Raw genomic sequence first — 14,647 nt, 5'->3', positions numbered from 1 at the left:
CGAGTTGTGGAAGTGCTTTCAACACCATTCCTGCCGCTTCATACGTTTTCTTCGGGTGCAGATCTGCTATTACCGCTAATAATGCCAGATAAATATAGTTGTGGGCTCCGGGTTGGAATTGGCTATACTTAATTTGCACAAAAAGTTAGCGCAACCCAACGAGGAGCCCACAATGCTTGTAGAGAAGATGTTAGTAGCTGCCATGGCCGAATACAAGAAATTTTTGCTCGAATATTGCTCGGGTGCCGCAGAGTTGGATTTGTCACCGGCTTCGTCCGCTTTGATTGTATCGGGGCTTCACCAAGCCGCCAATGCGGCCTCAAAGGCGGCACTCCGCCTTTTTCTCGAGGCCAAGGACGAGACCGACGATCTGATTCGGGTCGGCCAGGATTCGTACCGTTTCAAGTTTTTGAGCGAGCGCGAGGCGCTGTCTCCCTGGGGCAAGATGCGGTTCGCGCGCAGGCTTTATCAGAATGCCAAGGACCAATCCCACGTACCCTTGGATTCGGCCTGGGGCATGTCTGGCGAATTCATGATGGCTGAAGTGCGCGAGGCGGTGGCTTTTGCCAGCGCCCACGTCACGCCCCAGGAGGTGGCCGAGCTGATGGAGAAGAGTGCTCAGTTTCACCCGCACCGCACCCAGATCCTGGAGGCGCTGGAGCGTATTGACGCTCGGGTGTCGGATATGCGCGATGTCGTCGACGAACGCATACGCGTACAGGAGTCGGCGCCTGAGAATGTGCGTGTGCTCGTGGCCAGCATGGACGGCGCGAACGTGTTGCTCAACGAGCCTGGCAAAAAACGAGGTCGCCCCGCAGAGCGCCCCAAAGGCGGTTCGGAGGAAGAGTCCAAGACCTCGTACAAGAACGCCATGGCTGGCAGCTTTTCCTTCTACGGTGCCGTAGAAGAAGGGAAAAAGTGTCCCCAGCGTCTGCGAACCCGTTACGTGGTCCACATGCCAGAGGACCTCGCGCCCACCTTCAAGAGGCGCTTCGAGGAAGAACTTAATGCTGCGGAAGGGCTGTGTGGTCAAGACGTCGTGAAGGTCATCTTATGCGATGGCGCGCGCAGCATCTGGTCTTATATTGATGGTAATTTGCGCTTCGCCGGTTACGAGACGCTCATCGACTACTGGCACGCGGCCGAGCACTTGTCGCTGGCCGCCGAGGCGCTCTTCGGCAAGGGCACGGAAAAAGCCAAAGCGTGGTACAACGATTACGCCGAGAAATTGCTGCAGCAGGATAATGCGGCGCGGGCCGTGCTCAAGTCCATGGCGTACTACCTCCAAACGCTCAAGCTTCCCAAGAGTCGTCGCGATGACCTCAAGACACAGCAAACATTCTTCGAGAGAAACCAATCCAAAATGAACTATGCCGATTTTCGCCGACGGGGACTTCCCATCGGTAGCGGCCCCGTCGAAGCGGCATGTAAAAGCCTCATCAAAAACAGAATGTGCCGCAGCGGAATGCGCTGGTCGAGAGAAGGTGGGCAAAGGATCCTCGACCTGCGATGTTACGTAAAATCGAATCGATGGGACCTCTTTTGGAAAGAATACTTGGCCCTACAGCACGCCGCTTGAGCGGTAGTATTAAAACTGCACCCTTTTCTTCTGACGTATCACATCGCGACGTCAGACGACAGGACAGCCTCGCCAGATGAAGCTCACGTCGCTCGGTCGAGGCAGTTCATCGGACCCGCAGTTTTTTTGCTACTGCGAGTCGTGTCGCGAGGCAGTCCCTACGGTTGCCACCAATTCGGAGCGTACAGATTCTTTGCGCGCTCGCTGGGTAGCCAGCGGGTCAGCAAGTCTTCCGTGTTCAGCACCTTCTCCGCGAGATCCATCGGTGTGAAATGGTATTGGTTCGACGCCTCGAAGCCGAATCGGGAATCCGCGCACTGCAGTGCATACATCTCACGGGCCAGCGCGCGCTCCTCTTCGAGTATGGCCTCCATTGCTTTGAGGGCCTTCAACGCGTCGCCATCGGCCATGGCCGGGAAGGCCGCGCCCTCGGGTACGCCATCGGCACTGCCCGCGACGTGACGGGCTTCTTCCAGGCTGCGGCGCAGGGTGATGAATCGCGCCTGGTTGGCCGTGCTCTTGAAATGAATGGCGCAGGCGCGGGCGACGCGCACGTGCTCAGCCAGGGCTTCGGATTCCGGGGGGGACAACGCGAGTGAAGCCGCTGCATCGTTCAGCGCGAGGGTGGCACCGTCGAAGCCCTTGGCCATTTGCGCGTAGCTATCTGCGAAGACTTCCTCGGGGTACATGGCCCGCCACCGCGTGAGGTCGTCGTAGGGGAAGCCCACCATCGTAGCGCGATAGCCGGTTTCACGCTCCCACAGGGGATTGGCGGCGCCGGCCTGCACCGGGCCGAGGTAGAGTGGATGATTGTGGAAGGGGTAGGCTTTCAGCGCCTCGCTATAGGCGTTCCACGCCGCTACGACAGCGGGGGCGAGGGTATCGCCGAAGCGCCGTTGCGCCACGCGCAGCATGGCCGCTTCCGGGGCGGGACGATCCGCACCGCCCATGACGGACACTATTTCATAACCCGCCGACGGATAGGCGCCCACGGTCCAGCTCAGCATGAGCCCGTTCACGCCTTCCTCGCGCAGGTTCGCCATGTGATCTGCCACATTGCGAAACGCGGGGATATAGGGCACGGTGGAAAGCTCCCACGTCGCATTGGCCTGTACCTTGGCGATGGTCTTGAGATCCTGAGTGCGGGCGCTGGCCCAGTGGCGCTTTGCACGCGGACCAGGGCCGACGGCGGACATGGAGTACTCGCTGACAGCCACCGGGCCGCCGCCGCGCTCAATGGGAAGATCCCATTCGCTCACGCTCATCAGCGCGGCCTCTTTCGGCAGGCGCGTCACAATGCCGTCGAACCAGTCCTCCGGCCAGACCCAGTCCCACACGATGAGGGCGGCGTCACTGTTGGCGCGGTCGATACCCTCCTGAATGATAGTGCATTCCTCCGCGATGACCTCGGCGGGCTCGCGCTTGGAACAGCGCGGGCAGCCCGAGGCGTCCATGTGGGACCAGCAGAGGGTTCGGTTCTCACCCACCGTGATGGAGAAGAAGCCCGCGAGTCCGGGGGCCGCGGTGCAGATCCTGGCAATGGAGTCGCGGAGGTAGTCCTGCACTTCCGGCACACTCGTGCACAGGCGGCCATAGCCCGCTTCCTCAACGCCCTTGAGATGTTCCCGGCCTTCAAAAAAGTCCAGGGTCATGCTGCGGGGCTCGTTCAAGTAAAGGTAGACACCGATGCCGTATTTTCTTGCGCGCTCGGTGAGCTTCTGGAGGTTCGCCAGGCGCTGTTCAAAGTGTTCGCTCCGCGCGGGCTCCCAGGGGAATGGCGCGAGCTTGTACAGCACCGTCTGTAGCCACACGCCGTCCACGCCCGACTCGGCCAGGCGCGCCAGCATGCCGTCGGGAAAGGGATCCGACTCCAGCAGGGCATCGCCATAGACCGCGAAATAGGAATAGGAGAAGCGCGGTGAAAAGAGGGACGGCGCGGCGGGCGCGACGTTTTCGAGGGGCGCGGAGAGTCGCTCCACAAAGCCAAAGAGCGGCTCCTCGGGCAGCCCCACGCCCCCGGGGAACTGGACCTTCACCACGGCGGCTATTTCCGCTTCCCGCGCCCGTGTAGCGGCGTCCGACGTCTCGAAAACGATGGGAGACAGCGTCGGGCGAACGCCCAGCTTGCCGTAGAGGAAGTCCTCCTCACGCATGCAGAAGGCGAAGCGCTCCGGCGTCCAATCCAGCAGTTTCAATAGTTGTTCGTCGGGTAGGAGGTGCCAGTTGGCGCGGATGACGGAGATGTAGGCGCGCTCGAAGCGAGCCGGCGTGATTTCCGGCGGACCCGACAGGCCCATGCGATGGCCCAGCGCAACGAGGTCGTCCGGTTTCGCGTCGATGGCCTTCGCCAGGCGTTCCACGGGCACCAGCATCCAGTTGCGCCACACATAGGCGTGGAGCGGGGATGGGAAGTGGGGCATCGCCACGGGTTCAGAACCCGTGCCAACATAGGGCGACATGGTAGCGCCGAGGAGGGTGATCAAGAGGCTGGTCAGCATGGTGGTTTTCCTTGTGGAGTTCACGCGGGAATCAGCCGCCAATATAGCACGAGTGCGCGTGGGGGTCTTGTACGTATTCGTAGTCCAGTTGGATCGGCGGAGAAAGGGGCTCAGGTATTTTTCGTTCTGGCGCCCCAGGCAAGCATCGTGCACCGATGGTGTCCGAATCTGGAGTTAAGACAAGGTGAAGTCTACGAGTGCAGCCTTGGGCATCTCGGATTGATGTGATTCGATACACAGCAGTTAGTCGCGAAGCGGCGGTATATCGTAGCCCAGCGGCGTGTGAAGCGAGTCCTGGGTCAAACGGGCCAAGCCAATCAAGTCCCAGCGGGGCGGCGTAGGCCCCTGCCCCATTCAATCCCAGATATACCGTTCGTCGAATTCCACCTCGTGGGCCTTCAACACCCCCAGATACTCCGCCCGAAAAGGGGTACCCGCCAGGCCCGGCCACCTGAATCTTGATGTATAGATAGCCCCGTTCCTTCTGGCTTGTTCTCACAGCAAACGCGCCTTAGTACGCCCGACATGCAAAATGGGCGAGACCCCAATCCTGGCGGTGAATTCAGCCGGAGCTGTTGGATTTTACTTCGGACAACACATTATTGAGGGCGTGATTCTGGCTTAACTTCACCAACAGTTGGACATGGTCTTCGGCGGCATTGATAATGCGTGGGATGCCATCGACACCCTGCACTGAGTTCGCGAAGCAGCGATGCGCCTCGGGACGGAGGTCGGGCGTCGGAAATCGCACACGGGCCTTGGTGGAAAAGGCGATCTGATAGAGAAGGTTGCGGTGCGTCCGCGACATGGCTCCCTCCTTTTGCGACTGCAATTATAGGAGAGTGCAATTTGAGGAAGTCTGCCGAGTAACACAGGGGCGATTCCAGAACGCGCCTATGTCGCCCCTTCGGGACTTGCGGCGTGGATGTGGCAAGAACCCAGGACTCGCTTCGCTCGCCGCTGGGCTACGATATGCCGCCGCTTCGCGACTGAAATTGGAGAGATTGATATCTATCGAGGTTGATTCGGCCAGAAGAGGGGGGCGATGCTGTGGTCCAGGGGCTGAATTTCAGGTGCAATACCTGCTAACGAGGCGAGTCGCGAGCGAACCGAATACCCGCCAAGGGTGCTGCGGTCAAAGACTCGAGGTACGAGTGGCATTGTGGGTGTGGGTAGGCGCGAGAGGATGCTCCTCGTTTAAAGGTAGAGCTTTGGAATGAGATAAACAGGGATAAATCAAAGATCTACGTGGATATCGATATCTCTGTGCACAATCCATCGCGCATGAATTAGTCGCGAAGCGGCGGTATATCGTAGCCCAGCGGCGAGCGAAGCGAGTCCTGGGTATCACGGGCCCACCCCAGTCAAGCCCCAGCGGGGCGGCATAGGCCCCGGCACCTTCACACCAACAACTCCCGAATCACGTGCCCATGCACATCCGTCAGCCTGCGCTCGATGCCATTGTGGTAGTAGCTCAAGCGTTCGTGATCCATGCCCAGCAAATGCAGCGCGGTGGCGTGGAGGTCGTAGCAGTAGGCGGGGTTCTCGGCGACTTTGAATCCTAATTCGTCGCTCTGGCCGTAGCTTATGCCGCCGCGGATGCCGCCGCCGGCCATCCAGGCGGTGAAGGCACCGGGGTTGTGATCGCGGCCGATGCCTGCTTGTGCGCCGGGCTGGCGTCCAAATTCCGTGGTGCAGATGACGAGGGTGTCGTCGAGCATGCCCTGGCTCTTCAGATCGCGCAAGAGCGCGGCCGCGCCGGTGTCGAGGATCGGGCCCCAGTAGCCGTGGTCGCGGGGCAGGTCTTCGTGGCTGTCCCAGTTGGGGCGGATGGCCTTGGACTGGGTGTTTTCCGCGCCGCAGTAGATCTGCACGAAACGGACGCCGCGCTGTACGAGTCGGCGGGCGAGGAGGCATTGGCGGCCGAAGGAGCCGATGTCCTGGTGGTCCAGCGCGTAGAGCCTGCGGATGGCCTCACTCTCCGAGGCGATGTCGGTGACCTCCGGGGCGCTGAGCTGGAGGCGCGCGGCGAGTTCGTAGGCCGTGATTCGTGCTTCGAGTTCGGAGTACTCGGCGCGGGCTTCGGCGTGGCGCTGGTTCAAGAGCGCGAGCGTTTCCAGAGACTGGCGTTCGCCCTCGGGCGTTGCGGCGTAGCCCTCGGGCGGGAAAAGGTCCGCGATGACGGGGCGGCTCGGATCGCTGCTGAGGGTGGTGGCCTGGTGGACGGCGGGGAGGAAGCCCGCGCCCCAGTTGATGGGGCCGCCGGGCGGCAGGCCGCGCACGTCGGGCAGTACCACGAAAGAGGGCAGGTTGCGCGATTCGGAGCCGAGGCCGTAGGTCACCCACGCGCCCATGGAGGGGAAGCCGGGCAGGGTGTAGCCGGTGTTCATCATGAAGCACGCGGGGCCGTGGAGCGCGGTCTTGCTGATCATGGAATGGATGAAGGCCATGTCGTCCACGCAACCGGCGAGGCGGGGGAAGAGGTCGCTCATCCACTTGCCGCACTCGCCATGCTGGCGGAATTTCCAATAGCTTCCCTGGCAGTTGCCGGGCTTTGACGCGAAGAATTCCAGTTTCCCCGTGGGGTCGAAGGGCTGGCCGGTGCGCCGCTCCAGCTCGGGCTTGTAGTCCCAGGTGTCCACCTGGCTCAGACCGCCGGGGCAGAAGATCTGGATGACGGCTTTCGCCTTCGGGGCATAGTGGGGCGGGCGCGCTCCGAGGGGATCAGCGGGCGCGGCGCTGAGGTAGCCGCCGTCGTTGAGCAATGAGGCCAGCGCAACACCGCCCAGGCCGCCGCCGAGTTTCCAGAGGAATTCGCGGCGGGTGCCGTAATGGATTTGGTGGCCGGGGCAACGATTGGTATTGGGCATCGGAATTCTCAAGTTATGGTTTTTTTAACCCCGAATGGACACGAATTTATACGAATGGAAGAGAGGACGAAACCACAAAGAACGCAAAGAGCACAAAGCATCCTATATTCTTTGTGCTCTTTGCGTTCTCTGTGGTTCCTCTGCCTTTTCTCTTCCATTTGTGTGCATTCGTGTGTATTCGTGGTTGAATTTTCTCTTCAGTCAATATGTACGAACTCATTCGCATTAAACAGCACGCGGCAAAGGGCTGGCAGCCCCTGCTTCTCCGCCAATGTTTGTAATGCAGCGGACTCACTGTCGACTGGTTCGCGCCCGAAAGCGATGCGAAAGGCGTGCTGCACCTGGGCTGATACATCCGCCCCAGCCTCGCGCTTCACTCGCTCCGCAAAATAACCCGCCTGCTTGAGCATGAATTCGTTGTTCAATAAGGACAGCGATTGCAGCGCCGTGGTGGTGGTCATGCGTGCGGGGGTGAGGACGGCCGGGTTCGGACAATCCAGCGTGGTCATGAAGGGCTCGGGCGAACTCCGCACCACGAAGCGATAGACGCTCCTGCGCCACAGCTCCGGCGCGTCGGCGGTGATGTAGGTGTACTTCGGCGCGTAGTCTTCTTCCATGGTGAAATCGCGGTAGCCGGGGCCGAATTGCGCGGGGTTCAAGGTGCCCGCCGTGGCGAGGACGGCGTCGCGCAGGGCCTCTGCGGGGAGGCGTCGCGGGTTCATGCGCCACAAGAGTCGGTTGTCCGCGTCTACCTCGCGCGGGTCGACGACGCCGGCGAGATAGCTCTCGCTCATGCGACTTTCCTGGCGATAGGCCTGGCTGGTGAGGATAAGGCGATGCATGGCCTTGGTGGACCAGTCTTCAGCCTGCAGATGCTTCGCCAGCCAGTCGAGCAGCTCGGGGTGGGTCGGGCGTCCGCCGCCAAAGCCGAAGTCGCTGGGCGTATCCACGATGCCTTTGCCGAAGTGGTAATGCCAGAGGCGATTGACCCAGACCCGGGGCGTGAGGGGATTGTCCGGATGGGTGATCCATTGCGCGAGGCGCACGCGCCGCTCGCCCTCGCTCAATGTGTCGTCACCGAGATCCGGGGTGAGCATGGGCAGGCAGGAAAGGGCTCCGGGCGTGACCGCGTCGCCGGGCGATTCGGCGCTGCCGCGCAGGAGCACGTGGGTGGGGGGCAGCTCTTTGGCCAGGGTCGCATAGACGCGATCGGGCTTGGCGTCGGGCGGATACATCGCGAGCAGCCGGGTGCGCTCTTCCTGGAGGGCCGCGCGCTGCGTCCGTTGCTCTGGGCTCAGTTGCGCGTCGTCCCCGATGGGGATGAGGCGTGGATTGCCGAAGAACACCTGATCCGAACTCAGTCCGTCGCCACCGTCGGTCGCGATGAGGGTGAGGAAACGTTCGGCGGGAGCAATATCGAACTCGATGGGGATCGGGCCGTCCTTCGTGCCGAAGCCGCGTCGCACGGCGCGCAACGCGCCGTCGATGTAGAGGAAGAAGTCCGCCTTCGTGGCGACCGGCCCGCCGCCATAGCCCGCGACGGCGCGGAAGCGAAACACACCGCTGTGGCCGTCCGCGCGGATTGCGTCGAGATCGAAGGTGATGCCCTTGTTCGCGTGGAAACCCAGGAGGGTGTTGGGTGCAATCGCGTAGTCCGTTTCACCCAGCGTGCTGGAAGCCTGGAGACTTACTTTTCCGTTGAGGATGTAGTCCCAGGTCAACGCGGTGGTGTCGGGCAGATCGTGGATCTGGATGCCCGTGGAAGTTATGGTAACGGATTGCCCCGCGCCGCCATCGGGCACGAAGACACCGTCCACAGCCGCGATTTCCGGCACGGGCAGGTAGGAGTTGGGCGTGGACTCTACCCCCTGCGCCATGGCCGCGATCGCGGCACCCGTCCGGGTGTTGATACCGGCGGGGTAAGGCCTGCCCGTGCCGTAGCCGTCGCCTCCGGCGACCAGGTCGGAGAGATCGATGGGCTTTGCGCCCAGGGCATCCAGTTCGCGCTGGATCGCGGCCACGCGCACCTGGGCGGCGTCCCACGCCGGGGCCACGGTGCGTTCGCCCCGGGCCGTGCCCGCGAAGACGGCCGACAGCCGGTAGTAGTCCTTCTGGGGGATGGGATCCAGCTTATGATCATGACAACGCGCGCAATTCGCCGTGAGGCCCATGGTGGCCGTGATGGTCGTGGTAACCATGTCGTCCAGATCGTCCGCCCGGGCCATGCGCTTGAGGGAGGCGTTCACGGTCTCGTCCTGCCCCACCATGTCCCAGGGGCCCGCCGCGAGGAAGCCCGTGGCGATGACGGCCTCGGGCGATTCCGGATGGAGCACATCGCCCGCGATTTGGTCGCGCAGGAACTGATCGTAGGGCTTGTCTTCATTGAAGGCGCGGATGACATGATCGCGGTAGCGCCACGCGTTTTCCCGTGGGCGGTCGCGCTCGAAGCCGTGGGTGTCGGCGTAATGGGCGATGTCGAGCCAGTGGCGGGCCCAGCGCTCGCCGTAGTGGGGTGAGGCGAGAAGTTCATCCACAAGGCGCGCATAGGCATCGGGTCGCGTGTCGGCGGCGAAGGCCTCGATGGCCTCGATGGAGGGCGGAAGGCCCAAGAGATCGAAGTAGAGGCGGCGGATCTGGGTGCGCCGGTCCGCCTCCGGCGCGGGTGCGATATCTTTCTCCGCCAGCTTCGCGAAAAGAAAGCGGTCGATGGGGTTCGCCTGCCACGCCTCGGGTGCTCCGGGCACCTCGGGCGGCGCGATGTCCGCCAGGGGCTGGAGGGACCACCAGGAGGTGTCGGCCTTCGACGGCTCTTTCAAAACAACGCCGTCGGGCCAGGGCGCGCCCTCGGCGATCCACTGGCGGATATGTTCCACCTGTTCCGCGGTCAGCGGCGCGCCTTTCTTCGGCATTTCGGGTACGTCGCCATTCGGACCGGGCATGATGACTTCCAAGAGGCGGCTGGCGGCGGGGTCACCGGGCGTGATGGTGCCGCTGGCGAGGAGCTCGGCTTGCGTTGCCAGAGACAGGTCGCCCTTGAGGATGTTGGGCTGATGACATTCCAGACAATGGGCCTGGAGCAGGGGCGCGACGTGGTCGGAGAAGGTGTCGGCGTTGGCGGCGTGCGACAGGGTGACGAAGCAGAGAGCCAGCACGAGGTCGCTGGTTCGGCGCGACGCTTTATGTGGAAGCAGCAAAATCATAGGTATCATTATCCACGAAGAGGGCGAGAAATGGTAGCTGGGTGGGTAAGACCTCGTCCCTTTTTGGGGGAGATGTTCTTGACCACGGAAGGGCACGGAAACTCACGGAAGCGGTCATCCAGAAGGTCTTCCAAAGTTGATCAGGCGCGGTTGGATGGGTGCAGAATTCTGTCGGGGCCCTGGCAATGAAACTACCGCGCGTGAGCCCGTCCGCTGGAAATGCAACAGGCGGGCGATTGCTCGCCCGCCTGCGTTGGAATTTCTATTGGGGATCGTGTCAGGCCTTGGGATCGGGCCCGTACTGGTTGTCGCCCTTGGTGCCTTCAAGGCAGAAGAAGATCAAGAGCACGATGCCGCCGAGAAAGGGTATAAATGCAATTAGCAGCCACCAGCCACTGCGGTCCGTGTCGTGAAGGCGGCGCATGCCCACTGCGATAGTAGGCAGCAGAACCGCCAGATTGTACAGTCCGCTCAGGATGCCCGGCATACCGATGATGCCTTCAACGATGGACAGCGCAATGACAATACCAAGGTTGACAAGCCAGAACATCCACAGTTCAGTTCGTCGCGCGCGACCGGTGAAACCCGTGTAGTTCTTCAAAACGTCCAGATACCAATGCATAGCCGCAACTCTCCTCATTCCCCTGTGGTTTGCGTCAGACGTTGGCAAGGGGTAAGCCGCCGTCTAGTGTCCCTGCTCTCCGACCCGAGGCGCGGGTCAGAACCCGCAGTTAGTCGGGTCAATTGCTAGAGTAGGGAATAGGGCTCCGTTATTGCAAGACCGCGCTGTGGAGCGGTTGCCGGTGGGAGCGTCTTGTGTTAGACTGCGCCCGCCGCAGGCGCCGCGTCCGGGAGCGTGCGCGTCGGCGGTCGGTCTTGTTCGCGGATCAGAGCCTGTGCAATTCAATTCCCTCCATTACATCTTGTTCTTTCCCCTCGTTGCGCTGGGCTATTTTGCCCTCCCTCAGTGGTGGCGGTGGGCCTGGCTGCTGGCGGCGAGCTACTACTTCTACGGGTGTTGGAATCCGGTCTATCTTCTGTTGCTGCTGGCCTCGACGGTGGTGGACTACAGCGTGGGCCTGGCGCTGGGCAGGGTACAACGTCCGACGGCGCGAACCGCAATGCTGCTGTGCAGCCTGGCGCTCAATCTGGGATTGCTCTTTACCTTCAAGTATTTCAATTTCTTCAGCGAATCCTTCGCTCATCTCACGGGAGTGATAGGCAATCGCGAGGTACTGCCCTATCACCTGGATGTGCTCCTGCCCGCGGGCATCTCGTTTTATACGTTTCAGACCCTGGCCTATACGATTGACGTCTACCGGCGGGACTGCCCACCGGAGAAGCACTTGGGACGCTTCGCGCTCTATGTGGCCTTTTTCCCCCAGCTTGTGGCGGGCCCCATTGAGCGCGCCGCCCATCTGCTGCCCCAGTTCCGCGAGCGACACCGCTGGGACTACGCGCGCACGGTGTCGGGTCTGCGCCTGGTACTGTGGGGGCTTTTCAAGAAGATGGTGGTGGCCGATCGCATGGCCCTCATTGCGGGGAGCGTTTATGGCGAGGCCGAAGCGCCGGCGGGCATTTTTGTGGTCATCGGCACCGTGGCCTTCGCCTTTCAGATCTACTGCGATTTCAGTGCCTATTCCGATATTGCCGTGGGCTCGGCGCGGGTACTCGGCATCGATCTCATGCTCAACTTCAACCGGCCCTATGCCGCCCAGTCCATCCGCGATTTCTGGCGACGCTGGCATATTTCCTTGTCCATCTGGTTTCGCGACTATGTCTACATGCCGCTCGGGGGCGGTCGTGTATCGGGCCTGCGGTGGGTGCGCAATATTGCGGTGGTCTTTCTCCTCAGTGGTCTCTGGCACGGCGCCGAATGGACCTTTGTGTGCTGGGGCGCGCTCCACGCGTTGTACTATTTCGCGGGAGAAGCGATTGCCAGATTGCGGGGGCCGGGAGAGCCCGGCGCAGTGCGGGCGCTGGTGAATCGCGTGACTATTTTTGGTCTTGTCTGTTTTGCATGGATTTTCTTCCGGGCCACATCGCTGGAGCATGCAATGGACCTCGTGACCGCATTGCCCAGGGGCTGGCTTGATCCGGTATTGGTGGCGGAGCAGTGGGAAGCGTTCACCCTGGCCAATCCGGTGTCCAGTTTGCTGCTCGGGCTGGGCGCGCTCGCGGGTATGCTCGTGCTGGAAGGCTCGCAGGCGGCGAACCAGGCCCCGCGTCCGTTTCAGAGTCCCCATGGATTTGTGCGCTGGTCCACCTACGCCGTCACTCTGTTTCTCATCTTTGCACTGGGAGGGTACCATGAAATTCCTTTCATTTACTTCCAGTTCTGAGTGGGTCGTGCCCCTGCGCATCGGGGCCAGGCTTGCGGTGCTGGTGGGACTTGTCACCGGGCTGTGGGTCGCATTTGCTCTGACGATGGGGCTCGCGGAGCCCGAACCATTTCTTGGCGTGCTGGATCGGGCGGCGGAAGCGCGGCCGGACCTGCTGCTCATGGGGGACAGCACCCTGTTCTGGCGCGGTCCCGCGGAGAAGGAGTCCCTCAGCCTGGAGGACGCCATTGCGGCGACCTATCCGGAGTTGAAAGTAAGTTCCATTTCCGAAGCGGCCCTCACGCTGGACATGATGGAGGCAAGCTGGCGCTATCTCCGCGCGCGAGGCGCCGCACCGCGTGTGGCGGTCGTGGTGGTGAACCTCCGGTCCTTTTCTCCCACGTGGTACGAACGCCCGGACAGCTATACCGAGAAGGTGCTCCATCAGTTGACGTGGGACTCCCGTTTCGTACGCGCGCTCTATCGTCCCCTGGTGGAGTTTGATGTGTTGAACAAAAAGGCGCTGAAAATCGACGAATACTACCGCATGCTGCGCAGGCACCTCAGCGATGCGCCGGTGGACTTTGGGCTGGATGGCGGAGCCGCCTCGAGCGCGGCCGACGAAAAACTCAGTGCGCGTGCGTCTTACTACCTCTCCTACGGCCTGCCCATACCGGAGGAACATCCCCTGTTGCGCGCCATGGCGGGCCTGGCGAATGAAATGCGGGCCGATGGCGTAAAGGTGCTGCTGTACATCACGCCGCTGGACCGGGAACGCGGTGCGGCGGAGTTCGGCCCAGGGATGGCGTCGGCCATCGATCAGAATCGGGGGGTAGTGAAAGGGGTGATATCGGATGCACTCGCGGCCGATCAGGGTCTGCGGCTGCTGGATCGGGCGGACGGAGTCCCGACGGAGGACTTTCTGGATCACGGCGGCGCGCCCAATGAGCACTTGACAACGGCGGGCCGGGAGCGGCTCTGGGCGGACCTCAAGCCCGAGGTGGATGGGCTATTGGCGAAGTAGCGGGGCGGGGCGAAACTCACATCTCATCGAGGGCTTCCAGACGTCCTTCCAGCACGGCGACGATGGGCCGGGTCACGTCGATGCGGCCAAAGATGATTTTGGCGCTGGCGGTCATGGGGATGGCGAGGAGCATGCCGGCGAAGCCCCAGAGTATGCCCCAGAAAATGAGGGACATGAGCACGACGACAGGGTGGAGCCCGAGGGTATCGCCCATGATCTTGGGTTCGAGGACGCTGCCGATGGTGAACTGAATCATAAGGGGCAGGAGAAGCGCGAGGGCCACCGTAACCATGCTGACATCGGGCGTGAGGAGCACGAATGGCAGTGGGAGCAGGGTGGCGACGACCGACCCCAGGTTGGGGATGAAATTCAGGATAAAGGCGAAGGCCCCGAAGGACATGGCAAAGCGCACCCCGAGAAACTGGAGCACGAGATACACAAGAAAGCCGGTGAGCATCGAAGAAAGGAGCTTGATGACGATGTATTTCTGCACGCGCTTTTCAATTTCGCCGATGACGCCTCTTGTGGAGTGATGTTGCGTCGTGCTTCCCATCAGGAGAAAGGCGGCGAAGAGAAGAACCAGGAAGCCATTCGACAGGAGAGACAGGACGCCCGAGGACAGGCGGCGGGCCAGGCCGTTGATTGTGCCCTCCGGGAGCAACTGGGAGGCGTGAAAGGTGCCGGTGGGTTCTCCCGCGCCGGAGATGCCATCCACCTGAATGGGCCGGGTTGGCACGGGCGCACCGGCCAGGTAAAGCAGGGCCTTGAACGGGCCGGAGTTCTCCGCATCGTTAAGCAGGCGCGAGATCTGGGCTTCGTAGATGCTCGCGCTGTTGGCGAATTGCCCCACGGACACGGAGACAAAAGCGGCTATGGCAATTACGATGAGGCTGCCGCCGAGAAAGGTCAGCAGCAGCGCAATGGGCCGGTTGATACGCAGTTTCCGCATCATGAATTCTACGACCGGTATCAGGAGGAGCGAAAGAAAAGCGGCAAGTATGAAGGGGACAAGCACGATCCGAAGGAGGTGGAGTGCAACCGCAACGGCCATGATGGTAAGTGTCGCCAGACATACGGTCTGGATGCGCGCTTCGTATTCGCCTTTCTTGCTCATAGTTGCTGGCGATCCTCTTGTTCGTTGTGACGCGCTTTCGG

The 14,647-nt window shown here is 61.8% G+C and carries 9 protein-coding genes; 3 read left to right on the top strand and 6 right to left on the bottom strand.

Annotated features, from left to right (window positions below; all coding sequences use genetic code 11):
- The first annotated feature begins 172 nt into the window (after window positions 1-172).
- Complete coding sequence (locus tag JNK74_10340; GenBank protein MBL7646575.1) at window positions 173-1,579, top strand: hypothetical protein; 1,407 nt, start codon at window positions 173-175, stop codon at window positions 1,577-1,579.
- 158 nt (window positions 1,580-1,737) lie between these two features.
- Here JNK74_10340 and JNK74_10335 read toward each other — a convergent pair whose 3' ends face one another.
- The 5 genes from JNK74_10335 to JNK74_10315 form a co-directional block, all read right to left on the bottom strand.
- Entirely contained in the window at window positions 1,738-4,077 is a 2,340-nt protein-coding gene (locus tag JNK74_10335) for a hypothetical protein (protein MBL7646574.1), read from the bottom strand.
- Window positions 4,078-4,639: 562 nt separating this feature from the next.
- Entirely contained in the window at window positions 4,640-4,885 is a 246-nt protein-coding gene (locus JNK74_10330; GenBank protein ID MBL7646573.1) for a transposase, read from the bottom strand.
- Between the two features lie 592 nt (window positions 4,886-5,477).
- Window positions 5,478-6,947 carry a DUF1501 domain-containing protein gene (locus JNK74_10325; GenBank protein MBL7646572.1) on the bottom strand — a complete coding sequence of 490 codons (1,470 nt, stop codon included), beginning with the start codon at window positions 6,945-6,947 and terminating at the stop codon, window positions 5,478-5,480.
- A gap of 197 nt (window positions 6,948-7,144) precedes the next feature.
- On the bottom strand, window positions 7,145-10,147 hold the full coding sequence (locus tag JNK74_10320) for a DUF1549 domain-containing protein (GenBank protein MBL7646571.1): 3,003 nt from the start codon (window positions 10,145-10,147) through the stop codon (window positions 7,145-7,147).
- Window positions 10,148-10,424: 277 nt separating this feature from the next.
- The gene (locus JNK74_10315) at window positions 10,425-10,769 is read right to left on the bottom strand and encodes a DUF805 domain-containing protein (protein MBL7646570.1); all 345 of its coding nucleotides are present in this window, start codon (window positions 10,767-10,769) and stop codon (window positions 10,425-10,427) included.
- 274 nt (window positions 10,770-11,043) lie between these two features.
- On the opposite strand from JNK74_10315, the gene JNK74_10310 reads away from it, so the two are divergent.
- Together JNK74_10310 and JNK74_10305 are read left to right on the top strand one after the other, a co-directional pair.
- Window positions 11,044-12,489: an MBOAT family protein gene (locus JNK74_10310; protein ID MBL7646569.1), complete on the top strand. Its 1,446-nt coding sequence runs from the start codon at window positions 11,044-11,046 to the stop codon at window positions 12,487-12,489.
- Window positions 12,458-13,492 (top strand): hypothetical protein, encoded by a 1,035-nt coding sequence (locus tag JNK74_10305; protein ID MBL7646568.1) that lies wholly within the window; start codon window positions 12,458-12,460, stop codon window positions 13,490-13,492. The genes JNK74_10310 and JNK74_10305 overlap by 32 nt, the downstream gene beginning before the upstream one ends.
- A gap of 16 nt (window positions 13,493-13,508) precedes the next feature.
- Here the strand turns inward: JNK74_10305 and JNK74_10300 are convergent, their stop codons facing one another.
- Window positions 13,509-14,606, bottom strand: coding sequence for an AI-2E family transporter (locus tag JNK74_10300; protein MBL7646567.1), 1,098 nt, complete (start codon window positions 14,604-14,606; stop codon window positions 13,509-13,511).
- Window positions 14,607-14,647 lie beyond the last annotated feature (41 nt).

The organism is Candidatus Hydrogenedentota bacterium (assembly GCA_016791475.1).
In the GTDB taxonomy this organism is placed as follows: domain Bacteria; phylum Hydrogenedentota; class Hydrogenedentia; order Hydrogenedentales; family JAEUWI01; genus JAEUWI01.
This window is presented reverse-complemented; position numbering and strand designations above follow the sequence as displayed.